The sequence below is a fragment of the Pseudomonas violetae genome (assembly GCF_023072615.1).
GTDB lineage: Bacteria > Pseudomonadota > Gammaproteobacteria > Pseudomonadales > Pseudomonadaceae > Aquipseudomonas > Aquipseudomonas violetae.
The window spans coordinates 30,721-45,864 of the sequence record NZ_JAKNRW010000040.1; the positions used below are offsets into that span (position 1 = coordinate 30,721).

Annotated in this window: 15 protein-coding genes; 14 read left to right on the top strand and 1 reads right to left on the bottom strand. The window is 61.2% G+C overall.

Annotated elements, in window-relative coordinates; all coding sequences use genetic code 11:
- Positions 1-17 precede the first annotated feature (17 nt).
- On the top strand, positions 18-1,583 hold the full coding sequence (locus L9059_RS26710; RefSeq protein ID WP_247293895.1) for a methyl-accepting chemotaxis protein: 1,566 nt from the start codon (positions 18-20) through the stop codon (positions 1,581-1,583).
- Between the two features lie 207 nt (positions 1,584-1,790).
- On the opposite strand, the gene L9059_RS26715 is transcribed toward L9059_RS26710, so the two are convergent.
- Positions 1,791-2,468, bottom strand: coding sequence for an alpha/beta family hydrolase (locus L9059_RS26715; protein WP_247293896.1), 678 nt, complete (start codon positions 2,466-2,468; stop codon positions 1,791-1,793).
- Positions 2,469-2,564: 96 nt separating this feature from the next.
- On the opposite strand from L9059_RS26715, the gene ccoN (L9059_RS26720) reads away from it, so the two are divergent.
- The 13 genes from ccoN (L9059_RS26720) to L9059_RS26780 form a co-directional block, all read left to right on the top strand.
- A complete protein-coding gene (gene ccoN / locus L9059_RS26720) occupies positions 2,565-3,989 on the top strand; it encodes a cytochrome-c oxidase, cbb3-type subunit I (RefSeq protein WP_247293897.1) in 1,425 nt (474 codons plus the stop codon).
- A 10-nt stretch (positions 3,990-3,999) separates the two neighbouring features.
- Entirely contained in the window at positions 4,000-4,608 is a 609-nt protein-coding gene (ccoO, locus tag L9059_RS26725; RefSeq protein WP_247293898.1) for a cytochrome-c oxidase, cbb3-type subunit II, read from the top strand.
- Between the two features lie 3 nt (positions 4,609-4,611).
- Positions 4,612-4,812 (top strand): cbb3-type cytochrome oxidase subunit 3, encoded by a 201-nt coding sequence (locus L9059_RS26730; RefSeq protein ID WP_247293899.1) that lies wholly within the window; start codon positions 4,612-4,614, stop codon positions 4,810-4,812.
- A complete protein-coding gene (gene ccoP, locus L9059_RS26735) occupies positions 4,809-5,765 on the top strand; it encodes a cytochrome-c oxidase, cbb3-type subunit III (protein WP_247293900.1) in 957 nt (318 codons plus the stop codon). Before L9059_RS26730 ends, ccoP (L9059_RS26735) begins: the two co-directional genes overlap by 4 nt.
- Before the next feature lie 492 nt (positions 5,766-6,257).
- Positions 6,258-7,700, top strand: coding sequence for a cytochrome-c oxidase, cbb3-type subunit I (gene ccoN / locus L9059_RS26740; RefSeq protein WP_247293901.1), 1,443 nt, complete (start codon positions 6,258-6,260; stop codon positions 7,698-7,700).
- The gene (ccoO, locus tag L9059_RS26745; protein WP_247293902.1) at positions 7,700-8,308 is read left to right on the top strand and encodes a cytochrome-c oxidase, cbb3-type subunit II; all 609 of its coding nucleotides are present in this window, start codon (positions 7,700-7,702) and stop codon (positions 8,306-8,308) included. The genes ccoN (L9059_RS26740) and ccoO (L9059_RS26745) overlap by 1 nt, the downstream gene beginning before the upstream one ends.
- A 5-nt stretch (positions 8,309-8,313) precedes the next feature.
- A complete protein-coding gene (locus L9059_RS26750) occupies positions 8,314-8,499 on the top strand; it encodes a CcoQ/FixQ family Cbb3-type cytochrome c oxidase assembly chaperone (RefSeq protein ID WP_003175465.1) in 186 nt (61 codons plus the stop codon).
- Positions 8,496-9,479 (top strand): cytochrome-c oxidase, cbb3-type subunit III, encoded by a 984-nt coding sequence (gene ccoP / locus L9059_RS26755; RefSeq protein ID WP_247293903.1) that lies wholly within the window; start codon positions 8,496-8,498, stop codon positions 9,477-9,479. The genes L9059_RS26750 and ccoP (L9059_RS26755) overlap by 4 nt, the downstream gene beginning before the upstream one ends.
- Positions 9,480-9,790: 311 nt before the next feature.
- Complete coding sequence (gene ccoG, locus L9059_RS26760; RefSeq protein WP_247293904.1) at positions 9,791-11,206, top strand: cytochrome c oxidase accessory protein CcoG; 1,416 nt, start codon at positions 9,791-9,793, stop codon at positions 11,204-11,206.
- Between the two features lie 11 nt (positions 11,207-11,217).
- Positions 11,218-11,757 carry a FixH family protein gene (locus L9059_RS26765; RefSeq protein WP_247293905.1) on the top strand — a complete coding sequence of 180 codons (540 nt, stop codon included), beginning with the start codon at positions 11,218-11,220 and terminating at the stop codon, positions 11,755-11,757.
- 154 nt (positions 11,758-11,911) lie between these two features.
- Complete coding sequence (locus L9059_RS26770) at positions 11,912-14,362, top strand: heavy metal translocating P-type ATPase (protein WP_247293906.1); 2,451 nt, start codon at positions 11,912-11,914, stop codon at positions 14,360-14,362.
- A gap of 24 nt (positions 14,363-14,386) precedes the next feature.
- Complete coding sequence (ccoS, locus tag L9059_RS26775) at positions 14,387-14,605, top strand: cbb3-type cytochrome oxidase assembly protein CcoS (protein WP_247293907.1); 219 nt, start codon at positions 14,387-14,389, stop codon at positions 14,603-14,605.
- Positions 14,598-15,144: sulfite exporter TauE/SafE family protein (locus L9059_RS26780; RefSeq protein ID WP_247293908.1), on the top strand; the 547-nt coding region annotated here is incomplete at its 3' end. The genes ccoS and L9059_RS26780, both read left to right, overlap by 8 nt.

Sequence of the window (15,144 nt, forward strand, 5' to 3'; positions counted from 1 at the left end):
ACGGATTGAATAAAGCCATGCGTAACAACCAGCCCATCACTCAACGCGAACGGACCTTCCCGGCTCAGCAGCGGTTGATTTCCACGACCGATGCCAAGGGCGTGATTTCCTACTGTAACGACGACTTTGTCGAGATCAGCGGGTTTTCTCGTGAGGAACTGATCCGTGCCCCGCACAATCTGGTCCGTCATCCCGACGTACCATCGGCGGTGTTTGCGCATATGTGGGGCACGCTCAAGCAGGGCCAGCCTTGGATGGGCATCGTCAAGAATCGCTGCAAGAGCGGTGATCACTATTGGGTTAACGCCTATGTGACGCCGATCTTTGAAGGCAATCAGGTGGTCGGTTACGAATCGGTGCGGGTCAAGCCGACGGCCGAGCAGATCCGTCGTGCCGAGGCGTTGTATCAGCGGCTCAATCAGGGCAAGTCGGCGGTTCCGGCCAGCGATAAGTGGCTGCCGGTGGTGCAGGACTGGCTGCCGTTCATTCTGGTCAGCCAGTTGAGTTTCATGATTGGCGCCATGCTGAATTCCCATTGGGGCTTTGCCCTGGCCGCCGGGCTTTCGGTGCCGTTGGGGTTGATGGGCTTGAGCTGGCAGCAGCGCGGGCTGAAGCGCCTGTTGCGTTTGGCTGAGCAGACCACGTCCGATCCGTTGATTGCGCAGATGTACACCGACAGCCGTGGCGCTCAAGCGCGGTTGGAGATGTCGATTTTGAGTCAGGAAGCGCGTCTGAAGACTTGCTTGACCCGTTTGCAGGACACTGCCGAGCATCTGACCGATCAGGCCAAGCAGTCCGACACCCTGGCGCACAACAGTTCGACCGGGCTGGAGCGTCAGCGGGTTGAGACCGAGCAGGTCGCGACTGCGGTGAACCAGATGGCGGCGACGACCCAGGAAGTGGCCAGCCACGTGCAACGCACGGCGGATGCCACGCAGGAAGCCAATCGCCTGACGGGGCGTGGTCGCACCATTGCCGGGGAGACCCGTGAGGCGATTCAGCGGCTGTCGGTGGTGGTTGGGGAAACCGGGATGACGGTGACTCAGTTGGCCAAGGACAGTGATGAAATCGGTGGTGTGGTGGACGTGATCAAGGGCATCGCCGACCAGACTAACCTGCTGGCGCTGAATGCGGCGATCGAAGCGGCGCGGGCCGGTGAGATGGGTCGTGGTTTTGCGGTGGTGGCGGATGAGGTGCGGCAACTGGCGCAGCGTACCAGCGAGTCGACCGGGCAGATTCATGCGCTGATTGCCAAGCTGCAGCAGACGGCCAGTACTGCCGTGCAGACCATGGAGGCCGGGCATCGTCAGGCTGAGGAAGGTGTGGCGCGGGTGCTGGAGGCGGATCAGGCGTTGGTGGGGATCAGTGAGGCGGTGGCCAATATTACTGATATGACCACGCAGATTGCGGCGGCGACTGAGGAGCAGAGTGCTGTGGCTGAGGAGATCAGTCGTAATATCAGCAATATTTCGCAGCTGGCGGATCAGACGTCGGAGCAGGCGCAGCATTCGGCGTTGTTGAGTGAAGAGCTGACTAAGACGGCGAGTACGCAGTATTCGTTGGTTGAGCGGTTTAATCGCTGACAGTCGCTGGAAAGACAAAAACCCGGACAGTGAAAACTTCCGGTTTTTTTGTTGCCACTTTGGCACAGTCCACTGTGGCCCCGGCAGTGGGGGTGCCTGGCAGACCGCTATCGCGAGCAGGCTCGCTCCCACACTGGATTGTGGTGCTGCACAAATCCTGTGGGAGCGAGCCTGCTCGCGATGAGGCCCGTGCAGCCACCGCAGATGTCACTGAAGGAAATTGACAACCTTCTGCGCAGCAGCGGCCAGATGCTGTTCGTGGGTATGCCCCGAAGCCTTCAGCGGCTTGAGGTCATGATCCCCCGCCACCCGCCAGAACACCTCGATGCTCGGTGACAACGTGTACCCTTCAACCGCCTGCCGATTCCCCAGCGCATCCCGCTCGCCCTGGACGATCAACGCTCGCGTCTTCAACCCCGCCAAGTGCTCCACCCGTGGCTTTTCCGGTTTGCCCACCGCGTAGAACGGGTATCCCAGGCACACCAGCGCATCCGCCCCCAGTTCATCGGCCAGCAAGCTCGCCATCCGCCCGCCCATGGACTTGCCGCCGATGGCCAGTGGCCCGGCGACATGACGTCGCACCAGGGCATAGACCTCACGCCAGCATTCCAGCAGTTTCGGGGCTGGGTTCGGTGGGCGTTTGCCCCCGTCAACACGCCGCTGCGCCATGTAGGGAAACTCAAAGCGCAGGACGTTGACGCCAGCAGCGGCAAGGCGTGCAGCCATGTCGTTCATCCAGGCGCTGTCCATGGGCGCGCCGGCGCCATGGGCGAGGATCAAGGTGGGTGAAGCCGGTGCCGAGGCGGCATTCCATAACCATCCTTGTTGCTGCACACACTGCGCCCATTGATCCCCGTCAATACTGGCCTTGTGCTCTTTGTCCATGCTTGCCTCGCTTTTAGTCTGCCTATAACTCCAGGCGAAGGACGCGCTGCTTTGTCGCAAGCGTGCTCACTTCGGCTGAACCGTGGATGGGGAACCATGAACACTTCTATCAGTACCGCCTACAACTACAAGGTGGTCCGCCAATTCGCCATTATGACGGTGGTGTGGGGCATCGTTGGCATGGGGCTCGGGGTTTTTCTCGCGGCCCAATTGGTCTGGCCCGAACTCAACTTCGATTTGCCGTGGACCAGCTTCGGGCGTCTGCGCCCTTTGCACACTAACGCGGTGATCTTCGCCTTTGGCGGTTGCGCCCTGTTCGCCAGCTCGTTCTATTCGGTACAACGCACCTGCCAGACGCAATTGTTTGCGCCGAAAATTGCCGCGTTCTGTTTCTGGGGCTGGCAGTTGGTGATCCTGTTGGCGGCGATCAGCCTGCCGCTGGGTTACACCAGTTCCAAGGAATACGCCGAGCTGGAATGGCCGATCGACATTTTGATCACCATCGTCTGGGTGGCCTACGCCGTGGTGTTCTTCGGCACGATCATGCAGCGCAAGACCAAGCACATCTACGTCGGCAACTGGTTTTTCGGTGCGTTCATCATCACTGTGGCAATTCTGCACATCGTCAACAACCTTGAGCTGCCGGTGAGTTTCACCAAGTCCTACTCGGTGTATGCCGGTGCCACCGATGCGATGGTGCAGTGGTGGTACGGCCACAACGCCGTGGGCTTTTTCCTGACTGCCGGCTTCCTCGGCATGATGTATTACTTCGTGCCCAAGCAGGCCGAGCGGCCGGTGTATTCCTATCGCCTGTCGATCGTGCACTTCTGGGCCCTGATCACCCTGTACATCTGGGCCGGTCCGCACCACTTGCACTACACCGCGCTGCCGGACTGGGCGCAGTCGCTGGGCATGGTGATGTCGCTGATTCTGCTGGCGCCAAGCTGGGGCGGGATGATCAACGGCATGATGACGCTGTCGGGCGCCTGGCATAAGTTGCGCAGCGACCCGATCCTGCGCTTTTTGGTGGTCTCCCTGGCGTTCTACGGCATGTCGACCTTTGAAGGTCCGATGATGGCGATCAAGACCGTCAACGCCCTCTCCCACTACACCGACTGGACCATTGGCCACGTACACGCCGGCGCGCTCGGCTGGGTGGCGATGATTTCCATCGGCGCGCTGTACCACATGATCCCGAAAATCTTCGGTCGGGCGCAGATGCACAGCATCGGCCTGATCAACGCGCACTTCTGGCTCGCGACCATCGGCACCGTGCTGTACATCGCCTCGATGTGGGTCAACGGCATTGCCCAGGGCCTGATGTGGCGTGCGATCAACGAAGACGGCACGCTGACCTACTCCTTCGTCGAAACCCTGGTGGCCAGCCATCCAGGCTTCGTCGTGCGCCTGGTGGGCGGCGCTATCTTCCTGAGCGGCATGTTCCTGATGGCTTACAACACCTGGCGTACCGTACGGGCCTCGCAGCCTGCCGACGTCGCCACTGCCGCGCAGATCGCCTGAGGAGTCCGCGATGAAACACGAAACAATCGAAAAAAACGTCGGCCTGCTGATGCTGCTGATGGTGCTGGCCGTGAGTGTCGGCGGCCTGACCCAGATCGTCCCGCTGTTCTTCCAGGACGTGACCAACAAGCCAGTGGAAGGCATGAAGCCCTACACCGCGCTGCAGCTGGAAGGGCGTGACATCTACATTCGCGAAGGTTGCGTGGGCTGCCATTCGCAGATGATCCGGCCATTTCGCGCCGAAACCGAACGTTACGGGCACTACTCGGTGGCCGGCGAAAGCGTGTGGGATCACCCGTTCCTCTGGGGCTCCAAGCGTACCGGTCCGGACCTGGCACGGGTCGGCGCACGCTACTCGGACGACTGGCACCGCGCGCACTTGTATAACCCGCGCAACGTGGTGCCAGAGTCGAAGATGCCGGCCTACCCATGGCTGGTCACGCAGGCGGTCGACAGCAGCCATACCGAAACCAAGATCCGCACCATGCGCACCTTCGGCGTGCCGTACACCGACGACGACCTCAGCGGCGCGGTCGCCAGCCTCAAGGGCAAGACCGAAATGGACGCCCTGGTTTCTTACCTGCAAGTGCTCGGCACTGCCATCAAGAGCAAGAGGTGAGCCATGGTCTTTGAATTGAGCACTGGAATGATCCGCGGCCTGGGCACGGTCGTGGTGTTCGTGGCCTTCGTCGGCCTGACGCTGTGGGTGTTCAACACCAAGCGCAATCCGGAATTCGCCGAAGCGCGCCTGCTGCCGTTCGCCGACGAGCCGCAACCTGACAGCACCCCAGAACCTGCAACAACAAGGAGTACCCGGTCATGACCACTTTCTGGAGTACGTGGATCTGCGTACTGACCATCGGCAGCCTGATCGGCCTGACCTGGCTACTGATTGGCACCCGCAAGGGCGAAACCAAGGGCAGCGTCGACCAGACCATGGGCCACAGCTTCGACGGCATTGAGGAGTACGACAATCCGCTGCCGCAGTGGTGGTTCATGCTGTTCGCCGGGACCCTGGTGTTTGCCGTCGGTTACCTGGTGCTGTACCCAGGCCTGGGCAACTGGAAAGGCATCCTGCCCGGCTATGAAGATGGCTGGACCGGTGTGCACGAGTGGGAAAAGGAGATGAGCAAGGCCGATGCGAAGTTTGGGCCGATCTACGCCAAATTCGCGTCGATGCCCGTGGAAGAAGTCGCCAAGGATCCACAAGCGCTGAAGATGGGCGGTCGCCTGTTCGCCTCCAACTGCTCGGTGTGCCACGGCTCGGATGCCAAAGGTGCGTTCGGCTTCCCCAACCTCGCCGACAGTAACTGGCGCTGGGGCGGCGATGCCGAGATGATCAAGACCACCATCATGGGCGGTCGCATGGCGGCGATGCCGGCCTGGGGCGAAATCCTCGGTGAGGCCGGGGTGAAGAACGTTGCCGCCTATGTGCGTCACGAACTGGCTGGGCTGCCGTTGCCTGCCGATAACAAGGCCGACCTGCTAGCCGGACAGCAGTCGTTCAGCACCACCTGCGTGGCCTGTCACGGCGCGAATGGCCAGGGCACCGAGGCGATCGGCGCGCCGAACCTGACGCACCCGGCCGGGTTCATCTACGGCACCAGCCTGACGCAACTTGAGCAAACAATTCGCCACGGTCGCCAGGGCCATATGCCGGCGCAGAACGAGCTGCTGGGTAACGATAAGGTGCAACTGCTCGCGGCGTATGTGTACAGCCTGTCGAACCATGGGGAGTTGTTGAGCGACAAGCTTCAAGCGACAAGCCAAAAGTAACGGCGAAAACAGCAGCTGCAAGCGGCGAGCTTTAGCTTGAAGCTTGCAGCTGGCCACTTGCACCTGCTTCCTTTTGTCACACCCCTCCTTAGTACGCCTTTCGGTTCCCTTAATTCGGGTCTAAGCTTCCCCCGATGCGAACTGGCATGAGCCGGTTCCAGGTCGACCCGACGCGATGCGTTCGACGAATTTGCTCGATAACAGGCCGCAAAGGCTGGTAGATACCGGCTGTCGCGCCTATCGCCTGTTGTCACCTGATCGTTGTGTTTGAACACACCCCGTTACATCTGACCTGACCCCCTCACCCTTTTCGTCAGCTGCGACATTTTGTCCTTGGGCAATTTTGTCCTTACGCAGCGCATGGAAAGGCCGCAGAATCAGCTTTTGAAAGCATTGACCCAGGTCATGGCGCGTTGCAATGACCCCCCGCTTTCTCCATACTTGCGGCCGATTTTTACTCCTAATAAAACACCCAAACCGTGGAACCTTAGAATGAGCACAGCAATCAGTCCGACTGCTTATAACTATAAGGTAGTCCGCCAGTTCGCCATCATGACGGTGGTCTGGGGGATCCTTGGCATGGGGCTTGGTGTCTTCATCGCCTCACAGCTTGTATGGCCGGAATTGAACCTCGGTCTGCCGTGGACGACTTTTGGACGCTTACGCCCGTTGCACACCAACCTGGTGATTTTCGCCTTCGGTGGTTGTGCACTGTTTGCCACTTCTTATTATGTCGTGCAGCGAACCTGCCAAACGCGACTGATTTCCGACAGCCTCGCCGCCTTCACCTTCTGGGGTTGGCAAGCGGTGATCGTTGGCGCCATCGTTACCTTGCCGCTGGGTTACACCACCACCAAGGAATACGCTGAGCTGGAATGGCCTTTGGCTATTCTGCTGGCCATCGTCTGGGTTACCTACGGTCTGGTGTTCTTCGGCACTATCACCAAGCGCAAGACCAAGCACATCTATGTGGGTAACTGGTTCTACGGTGCCTTCATCGTCGTGACGGCGATGCTGCACATCGTCAACCACGCCTCCCTGCCGGTCAGTTTCTTCAAGTCCTACTCGGCCTACGCCGGTGCGACTGATGCGATGATCCAGTGGTGGTACGGTCACAACGCGGTGGGCTTCTTCCTGACCACTGGCTTCCTGGGGATGATGTACTACTTCGTTCCGAAGCAGGCCGAGCGTCCGATCTACTCCTATCGCCTGTCGATCGTGCACTTCTGGGCGCTGATCACCCTGTACATCTGGGCCGGTCCGCACCACCTGCACTACACCGCACTGCCTGACTGGGCCCAGTCCCTGGGCATGGCGATGTCGATCATTCTGCTGGCGCCAAGCTGGGGCGGCATGATCAACGGCATGATGACCCTGTCGGGCGCCTGGCATAAGCTGCGCACCGACCCCATCCTGCGGTTCCTGGTGGTGTCCCTGGCGTTCTACGGCATGTCCACCTTCGAAGGCCCGATGATGGCCATCAAGACCGTGAACTCGCTGTCGCACTACACCGACTGGACCATCGGCCACGTACACGCCGGTGCCTTGGGCTGGGTGGCGATGATCTCGATCGGCGCGATCTACCACATGATCCCGAAACTGTTCGGTCGTGTGCAGATGCACAGCATCGGCCTGATCAACACGCACTTCTGGCTCGCGACCATCGGTACCGTGCTCTACATCGCTTCGATGTGGGTCAACGGCATCACCCAGGGCCTGATGTGGCGTGCAATCAACGACGACGGCACCCTGACCTACTCGTTCGTTGAAGCGCTGCAAGCCAGCCACCCGGGCTTTATCGTTCGCGCCCTGGGCGGTGCATTCTTCGCCTCCGGCATGCTGTTCATGGCCTACAACGTATTCCGTACCGTACGCGCCTCGAACCCGGCAGAAGCCAAAGCCGCCGAACAGATTGCTGTAGTTGGAGCTCACTGATGAAGCATGAAGCAGTCGAGAAGAATATTGGCCTGCTGGCCTTCTTCATGGTTATCGCCGTCAGTATCGGCGGCCTGACCCAGATCGTTCCGCTGTTTTTCCAGGACGTCACCAACAAGCCGGTCGAAGGCATGAAGCCGCGTCCCGCCCTTGAACTGGAAGGACGCGACGTGTACATCGCCAACGGTTGTGTCGGTTGCCACTCGCAGATGATTCGCCCGTTCCGTGCTGAAACCGAACGCTACGGCCACTACTCGGTCGCCGGTGAAAGCGTCTGGGACCACCCGTTCCTGTGGGGTTCCAAGCGTACCGGTCCGGACCTGGCCCGCGTCGGCGGTCGTTACTCCGATGACTGGCAGCGTGCGCATTTGTACAACCCGCGCAACGTGGTGCCCGAGTCGAAAATGCCGGCCTACCCGTTCCTCGTGGAAAACAAGCTCGACGGCAAAGACACCGCCAAGAAAATGGAAGTCTTGCGCACGCTCGGCGTCCCTTACACCGACGAAGACATCGCCGGTGCCAAGGATGCTGTGAAGGGCAAAACTGAAATGGACGCGCTGGTGGCCTATCTGCAAGGCCTGGGCACCATCATCAAAAGCAAACGGTGATTTAGATGGATATCGGGATGATTCGTGGCCTGGGCACCGTCGTTGTGATGGTGGCCTTCATCGGTCTGGCGTTGTGGGTGTTCAGCCCCAAACGCAAGTCGGAGTTTGAAGACGCGACCTTGCTGCCTTTCGCGGATGATCCCGAAGCCATCAAGCACGTCGAGCAAGCTTCTAGGAGTAACAAAGAATGACTACGTTCTGGAGTCTGTACGTCACAGTCCTCAGTCTGGGCACCATTTTCGCCCTGACCTGGCTGCTGCTTTCCACCCGCAAGGGACAGCGCGCCGAGCAGACGGAAGAAACGGTTGGCCACTCCTTCGACGGGATCGAGGAGTACGACAACCCGCTGCCGAAATGGTGGTTCATGCTGTTCGTGGGCACTATCATCTTCGCCCTCGGCTACCTGGTGCTCTACCCGGGCCTGGGCAACTGGAAAGGCCTGCTGCCGGGTTACAACTACCTGGATAACGAGAAGCAGACCGCGTTCGCCAACGGCCAGACCGGCTGGACCGGCGTGCACGAGTGGGAAAAGGAAATGGCCAAGTCGGACGCGCGGTTCGGCCCGATCTTCGCCAAGTTCGCTTCCATGCCTATCGAAGAAGTGGCCAAGGACCCGCAAGCACTGAAAATGGGTGGCCGTCTGTTCGCCTCCAACTGCTCGGTGTGCCACGGTTCCGACGCCAAGGGCGCCTACGGCTTCCCGAACCTGACCGACGCCGACTGGCGCTGGGGCGGCGAGCCGGAAACCATCAAGACCACCATCATGGGCGGCCGTCATGCGGTGATGCCGGCGTGGGCTGAAGTGATCGGCGAGCAAGGCGTGGCGGACGTGGCTGCATTCGTCCTGACCAACCTCGATGGCCGCAAGCTGCCGGAAGGTGCCAAGGCTGACCCGGCTGCCGGGCAGAAACTGTTCGCGGCCAACTGCGTGGCGTGCCACGGTCCGGCCGGTAAAGGTACTCCGGCAATGGGTGCACCTGACCTGACCCACCCGGGCGCGTTCATCTACGGTTCGAGCTTCGCACAACTGCAGCAGACCATCCGTTACGGCCGCCAGGGCCAGATGCCTGCCCAGGAACAGTTGCAAGGCAACGACAAGGTTCACCTGCTGGCCGCTTACGTCTACAGCTTGTCTCACGGTGAGAAAGCTGCGGCGGAAGATGCTGAGTAACGTTTGATGTACAAAAAACGGCCCCGCCAATGTGAATTGGCGGGGCCGTTTTGTTTATGGCCTATGCTCGCTTAACGCTTGGCCGGTAGGAGCTGCCGAAGTGACGTCCCTCCCGCTGCGAAAACCGTCCATAATTCACAAGTCAATTGATTCAAGTCATTACACCGTCAAATGATTTCCGCAAACGTGACCAAAGGTCGCACCCTCGGACTAGAGCGACAGGCGTATCATTGCGCCACTGCAACACCTCTTTTTGACCGCGGTCGGCATGTACTGACCGAGGCATTTTTCCACTGCCGTGGGATGCAATGATGAGCAACCAGATACCGGTACACGACGTCACGCCACCCACCAAGAACGCTAATAACAGCGTCGACCTCTACGCCTCTCGAGAAAAAATCTACACCCGTGCTTTCACCGGCCTGTTCCGCAACCTGCGGATGATGGGCGGCGCGCTACTGTTCCTGCTGTATTTCGGCACGGTATGGCTTAATTGGGGCGGGCACCAGGCGGTCTGGTGGAATCTGCCGGAGCGCAAATTCTTCATCTTCGGCGCCACCTTCTGGCCCCAGGATTTCATCTTGCTGTCCGGCATCCTGATCGTCAGCGCCTTCGGCCTATTCTTCATTACCGTGTATGCCGGGCGAGTCTGGTGCGGCTACACCTGCCCGCAAAGTGTCTGGACCTGGATTTTCATGTGGTGCGAGAAGGTCACCGAAGGTGACCGCAACCAGCGCATCAAGCTGGACAAGTTGCCGATGAGCGCCAACAAGTTCATGCGCAAATTCAGCAAGCACGCCATGTGGCTGTTGATCGGCTTCGTCACTGGCATGACCTTTGTCGGGTATTTCTCGCCGATCCGCGAGCTGACCATCGACTTTTTCACTGGCCAGGCTGATGGCTGGTCGTATTTCTGGGTCGGGTTCTTCACCCTGGCCACCTACGGCAACGCCGGCTGGTTGCGTGAGCAGGTGTGCATCTACATGTGCCCGTATGCGCGCTTTCAGAGCGTAATGTTCGACAAGGACACCCTGATCGTCTCCTACGACCCGCGCCGGGGTGAAAGCCGTGGCCCGCGCAAGAAAGGCATCGACTACAAGGCCCAGGGCCTGGGCGACTGCATTGACTGCACCATGTGCGTCCAGGTATGCCCCACCGGCATCGACATCCGCGACGGCCTGCAAATCGAATGCATCGGCTGCGCCGCCTGCATCGATGCCTGCGACAGCATCATGGACAAGATGGACTACCCGCGCGGCCTGATCAGCTACACCACCGAGCACAACCTGTCCGGCCAGAAAACCCACAAGCTGCGCCCGCGCCTCATCGGCTATGCCGTGGTGCTGCTGGCGATGATCAGCTTGCTGGCAGCGGCTTTCTTCATGCGTTCACTGGTGGGTTTTGACGTCAGCAAGGACCGCGTGCTGTACCGCGAGAACGCTGAAGGCCGGATCGAAAACGTCTACAGCCTGAAGATCATGAACAAGGACCAACGCGATCACACCTACTTGCTCGAAGCCTCCGGCCTGCCGGACCTCAGGCTGCAAGGCAAGCGCGAGATCAAGGTCGCGGCCGGGGAAATTTTCAGCCAGCCGGTTGAGCTATCCAGCGCGCCGGAGCAATTGCCATCGAGCACCAATGAGGTGAAATTCATCCTCAAGGATGCCGATGACAACAGCGTCCACGTTGAAGCCAAGAGCCGATTCATCGGCCCACAAATTCGTTGAGAGAAGTGAACATGCCTGCAGCAAATACGACGAGCCCCTGGTACAAGCACCTTTGGCCGTGGATCATCATTGCCATCCTGGCCTGCTCGGTAACCCTGACTTTGTCGATGGTAACCATTGCGGTGAATAACCCGGACAACCTGGTCAACGACAACTATTACGAGGCCGGCAAGGGCATCAACCGTTCACTTGACCGTGAACTGCTGGCGCAAACCCTGAAACTTCGCGCCAGTGTGCACCTGGACGGTATGACGGGCGAGGTCGACCTGCACCTGACCGGCGACAGCCAGCCAAAAACCCTGGAACTGAACCTGATCTCGCCGACCCAGCCGGAAAAGGATCGCAAGATTGTCCTGACCCACAGCGACACTGAGGCAGGCCGCTACATTGGCCAGGTGAACGACAAGGTCGAAGGGCGTCGGTTTGTCGAGCTGCTGGGCGTGGAAAACGACAAGACCTGGCGCATGTTCGAAGAGGAACAGGTCAGCCATGACAAGGACCTGCTGCTGGGTGATGAACCACTGCAGGGTGCGGAAGACCTGAAGAAATAGAAGCCTGCGCGCCCCCTGTAGGAGCGAGCTCGCTCGCGATGGACGTCAACGATAACGCTGGGAGCCTGATACTCCGCGCCGCTCATTGGTTCTTCGCGAGCGAGCTCGCTCCTACAGGGTTCTCAGCAGCTCCCGGACGATTTAGATTCCCCCCATGACCACACCAACCCCCTGCTACCACTGCGCCCTGCCCGTCCCGGGCGGCAGCCGCTTCACCGCGGTTGTACTCGGGCAAACCCGCGAGTTCTGCTGCCCGGGGTGTCAGGCCGTGGCCGAAGCCATTGTCGCCGGGGGGCTGGAAAGCTATTACCAGCATCGCAGCGAAGCATCGGCTAACCCCGAAGCCTTGCCGGTACAACTGGTGGACGAACTGGCGCTCTACGACCGCGCTGACGTGCAGGCCCCGTTTGTACGTCACGAGGGCGAACTGGCCGAAACCACCCTGCTTATGGAAGGCATCAGTTGCGCCGCCTGTGGCTGGCTGATCGAAAAACACCTGCGCACCCTGCCAGGCGTTGCCGAAGCACGGCTCAATCTGTCGAACCACCGCCTGCATGTACGCTGGTCCGATGCGCAGTTGCCACTGAGCCAGGTGCTCGGCGAATTGCGCCACATCGGCTACGCCGCCCACCCCTATCAGGCTGACCGCGCCAGCGAACAACTGGCCAGTGAGAATCGCCTGGCCCTGCGCCAACTCGGCGTCGCCGGCCTGCTGTGGTTCCAGGCCATGATGGCGACCATGGCTACGTGGCCGGAATTCAACATCGACCTCAGCCCCGAGCTGCACACCATCCTGCGCTGGGTCGCACTGTTTCTCACCACGCCGATCGTGTTCTACAGCTGTGCGCCATTCTTCAAAGGCGCCATGCGCGACCTGCGCACCCGCCACCTGACCATGGACGTGTCGGTCTCGCTGGCCATCGGCAGCGCCTACATTGCCGGCATCTGGACATCGATCACCGGCGTAGGCGAACTGTATTTCGATGCGGTCGGTATGTTTGCCCTGTTCCTGCTGGCTGGCCGCTACCTGGAACGCCGCGCCCGGGAACGCACGGCCGCCGCCACCGCGCAACTGGTCAACCTGTTGCCTGCTTCATGCCTGCGCTTGAGTGCAGACGGTCAGAGCGAGCGCATCCTGCTCAGTGAACTGCGGGTGGGCGATCAGGTGCTGGTGCATCCCGGCGCGATCCTGCCGGCGGATGGCCGGATTCTCGACGGCCAGTCCAGCGTCGACGAGTCCCTGCTTACTGGTGAGTATCTGCCGCAACCCCGCACCCTGGGTGATGCGGTCACTGCCGGGACGCTGAACGTCGAGGGCGCGCTGACCGTTGAAGTGCTGGCGCTGGGCCAGGACACGCGCCTGTCAGCCATCGTCCGCCTGCTGGACCGCGCCCAGGCGGAAAAACCGCGCCTGGCGGAAATCGCCGACCGCGCTGCGCAGTGGTTTTTGCTGCTGTCGCTGATCGCCGCCGCCGTCATCGGCCTGGTGTGGTGGGAGCTGGACTCATCGCGGGCCTTCTGGATCGTGCTGGCGATGCTCGTGGCGACCTGCCCTTGCGCCCTGTCCCTGGCGACGCCGACTGCGCTCACGGCGGCGACTGGCACCCTGCACAAGCTGGGCCTGCTACTGACTCGTGGCCATGTCCTGGAAGGCCTGAACCAGATCGACACGGTGATTTTCGACAAGACCGGCACCCTCACCGAAGGGCGGCTGGCCCTGCGTTCAATCCGCCCCTTGGGCGTGCTCGACAGTGACCAGTGCCTGAGCCTGGCCGCCGCCCTGGAGAACCGTTCCGAACATCCGATCGCCCGGGCGTTTGGTCGCGCCCCGCTGGCCGCCGAGGAAGTGCACAGCACGCCGGGCCTGGGGCTTGAAGGCCTGGTCGGCGAACAGCGTCTGCGCATTGGCCAGCCGGGTTTTGTCTGCGAACTGAGTGGCGCAGCAGTGCCGGCGATGCCCGATGAGCCTGGCCAGTGGTTACTGCTTGGCGACGCGCATGGCCCCCTGGCATGGTTTGTCCTCGACGACCGCCTGCGCGCCGATGCGCCGGCGCTGCTGGCGGCCTGTAAAGCCCGTGGCTGGCGCACACTGCTGCTGTCCGGCGACAGTTCACCCATGGTCGCCAGCGTGGCCGCCGAACTGAGCATCGATGAAGCCCGGGGCGGTCTGCGCCCGGATGACAAACTGCAGGTGCTGCAACAACTGCACCGGGAAGGTCGCAAGGTGTTGATGCTCGGCGACGGGGTCAACGATGTGCCGGTGCTGGCCGCCGCCGACATCAGTGTCGCCATGGGTTCGGCCACTGACCTGGCGAAAACCAGCGCCGATGCAGTGCTGCTATCCAACCGTCTGGACGCGCTGGTACAGGCTTTCAGCCTGGCGCGACGGACCCGACGGGTGATCATCGAGAATCTATTGTGGGCTGGGCTGTACAATGGCCTCATGTTGCCCTTCGCTGCCCTGGGCTGGATCACTCCGGTGTGGGCGGCGGTCGGCATGTCCATCAGTTCGTTGACCGTGGTGCTGAATGCCCTGCGCCTGACTCGCCTGCCGAGCACGCCTGCCATCAGCGCCACGCCAGAAACCCGCCCGCTGCCGGCCTGAGCCGCGCGGGCATGGAGTTAACCCATGCCAGCCTTATACGTGATGATCCCGGCCGCGCTGCTGATCGTGGGCATTGCGATCTACATTTTCTTCTGGGCAGTCGACAGCGGTCAGTACGACGACCTCGACGGCCCGGCCCACAGCATCCTGTTCGACGACCAGGACCCCAAGCATACGGCGGCGGTCGACGAGGCCAGCGGCCACTTGGACAAACCCGACGACAAGGCCCCGCCCCATGCTTGAATTGGCACCCCTGCTGGTGTCCGCCGTCATCCTGGGCCTGCTCGGTGGCGGCCATTGCCTGGGCATGTGCGGCGGCCTGATGGGTGCCCTGACCCTGGCGATTCCCCCGGAGCAACGCAGCCGGCGCTTTCGGCTGCTACTGGCGTACAACCTCGGGCGAATCCTCAGCTATGCGACCGCCGGCCTGTTGATCGGCCTGGCGGGCTGGGCGGTGGCCAACAGCCCGGCGGCGATGTTCATGCGGGTGCTTGCCGGGTTGTTGCTGATCGCCATGGGCCTGTACCTGGCCGGCTGGTGGAGTGGCCTGACCCGTATCGAAAGCCTCGGTCGCGGCCTGTGGCGGCATATCCAGCCGGTTGCCAACAAACTCCTGCCCGTATCAAGCCTGCCCCGCGCCTTGCTGCTGGGCGCGCTGTGGGGCTGGTTGCCGTGCGGCCTGGTCTACAGCACGTTGCTGTGGGCGGCGAGCCAGGGCAATGCACTGGACAGTGCCTTGCTGATGCTCGCGTTCGGGCTGGGCACCTGGCCGGTGCTGCTCG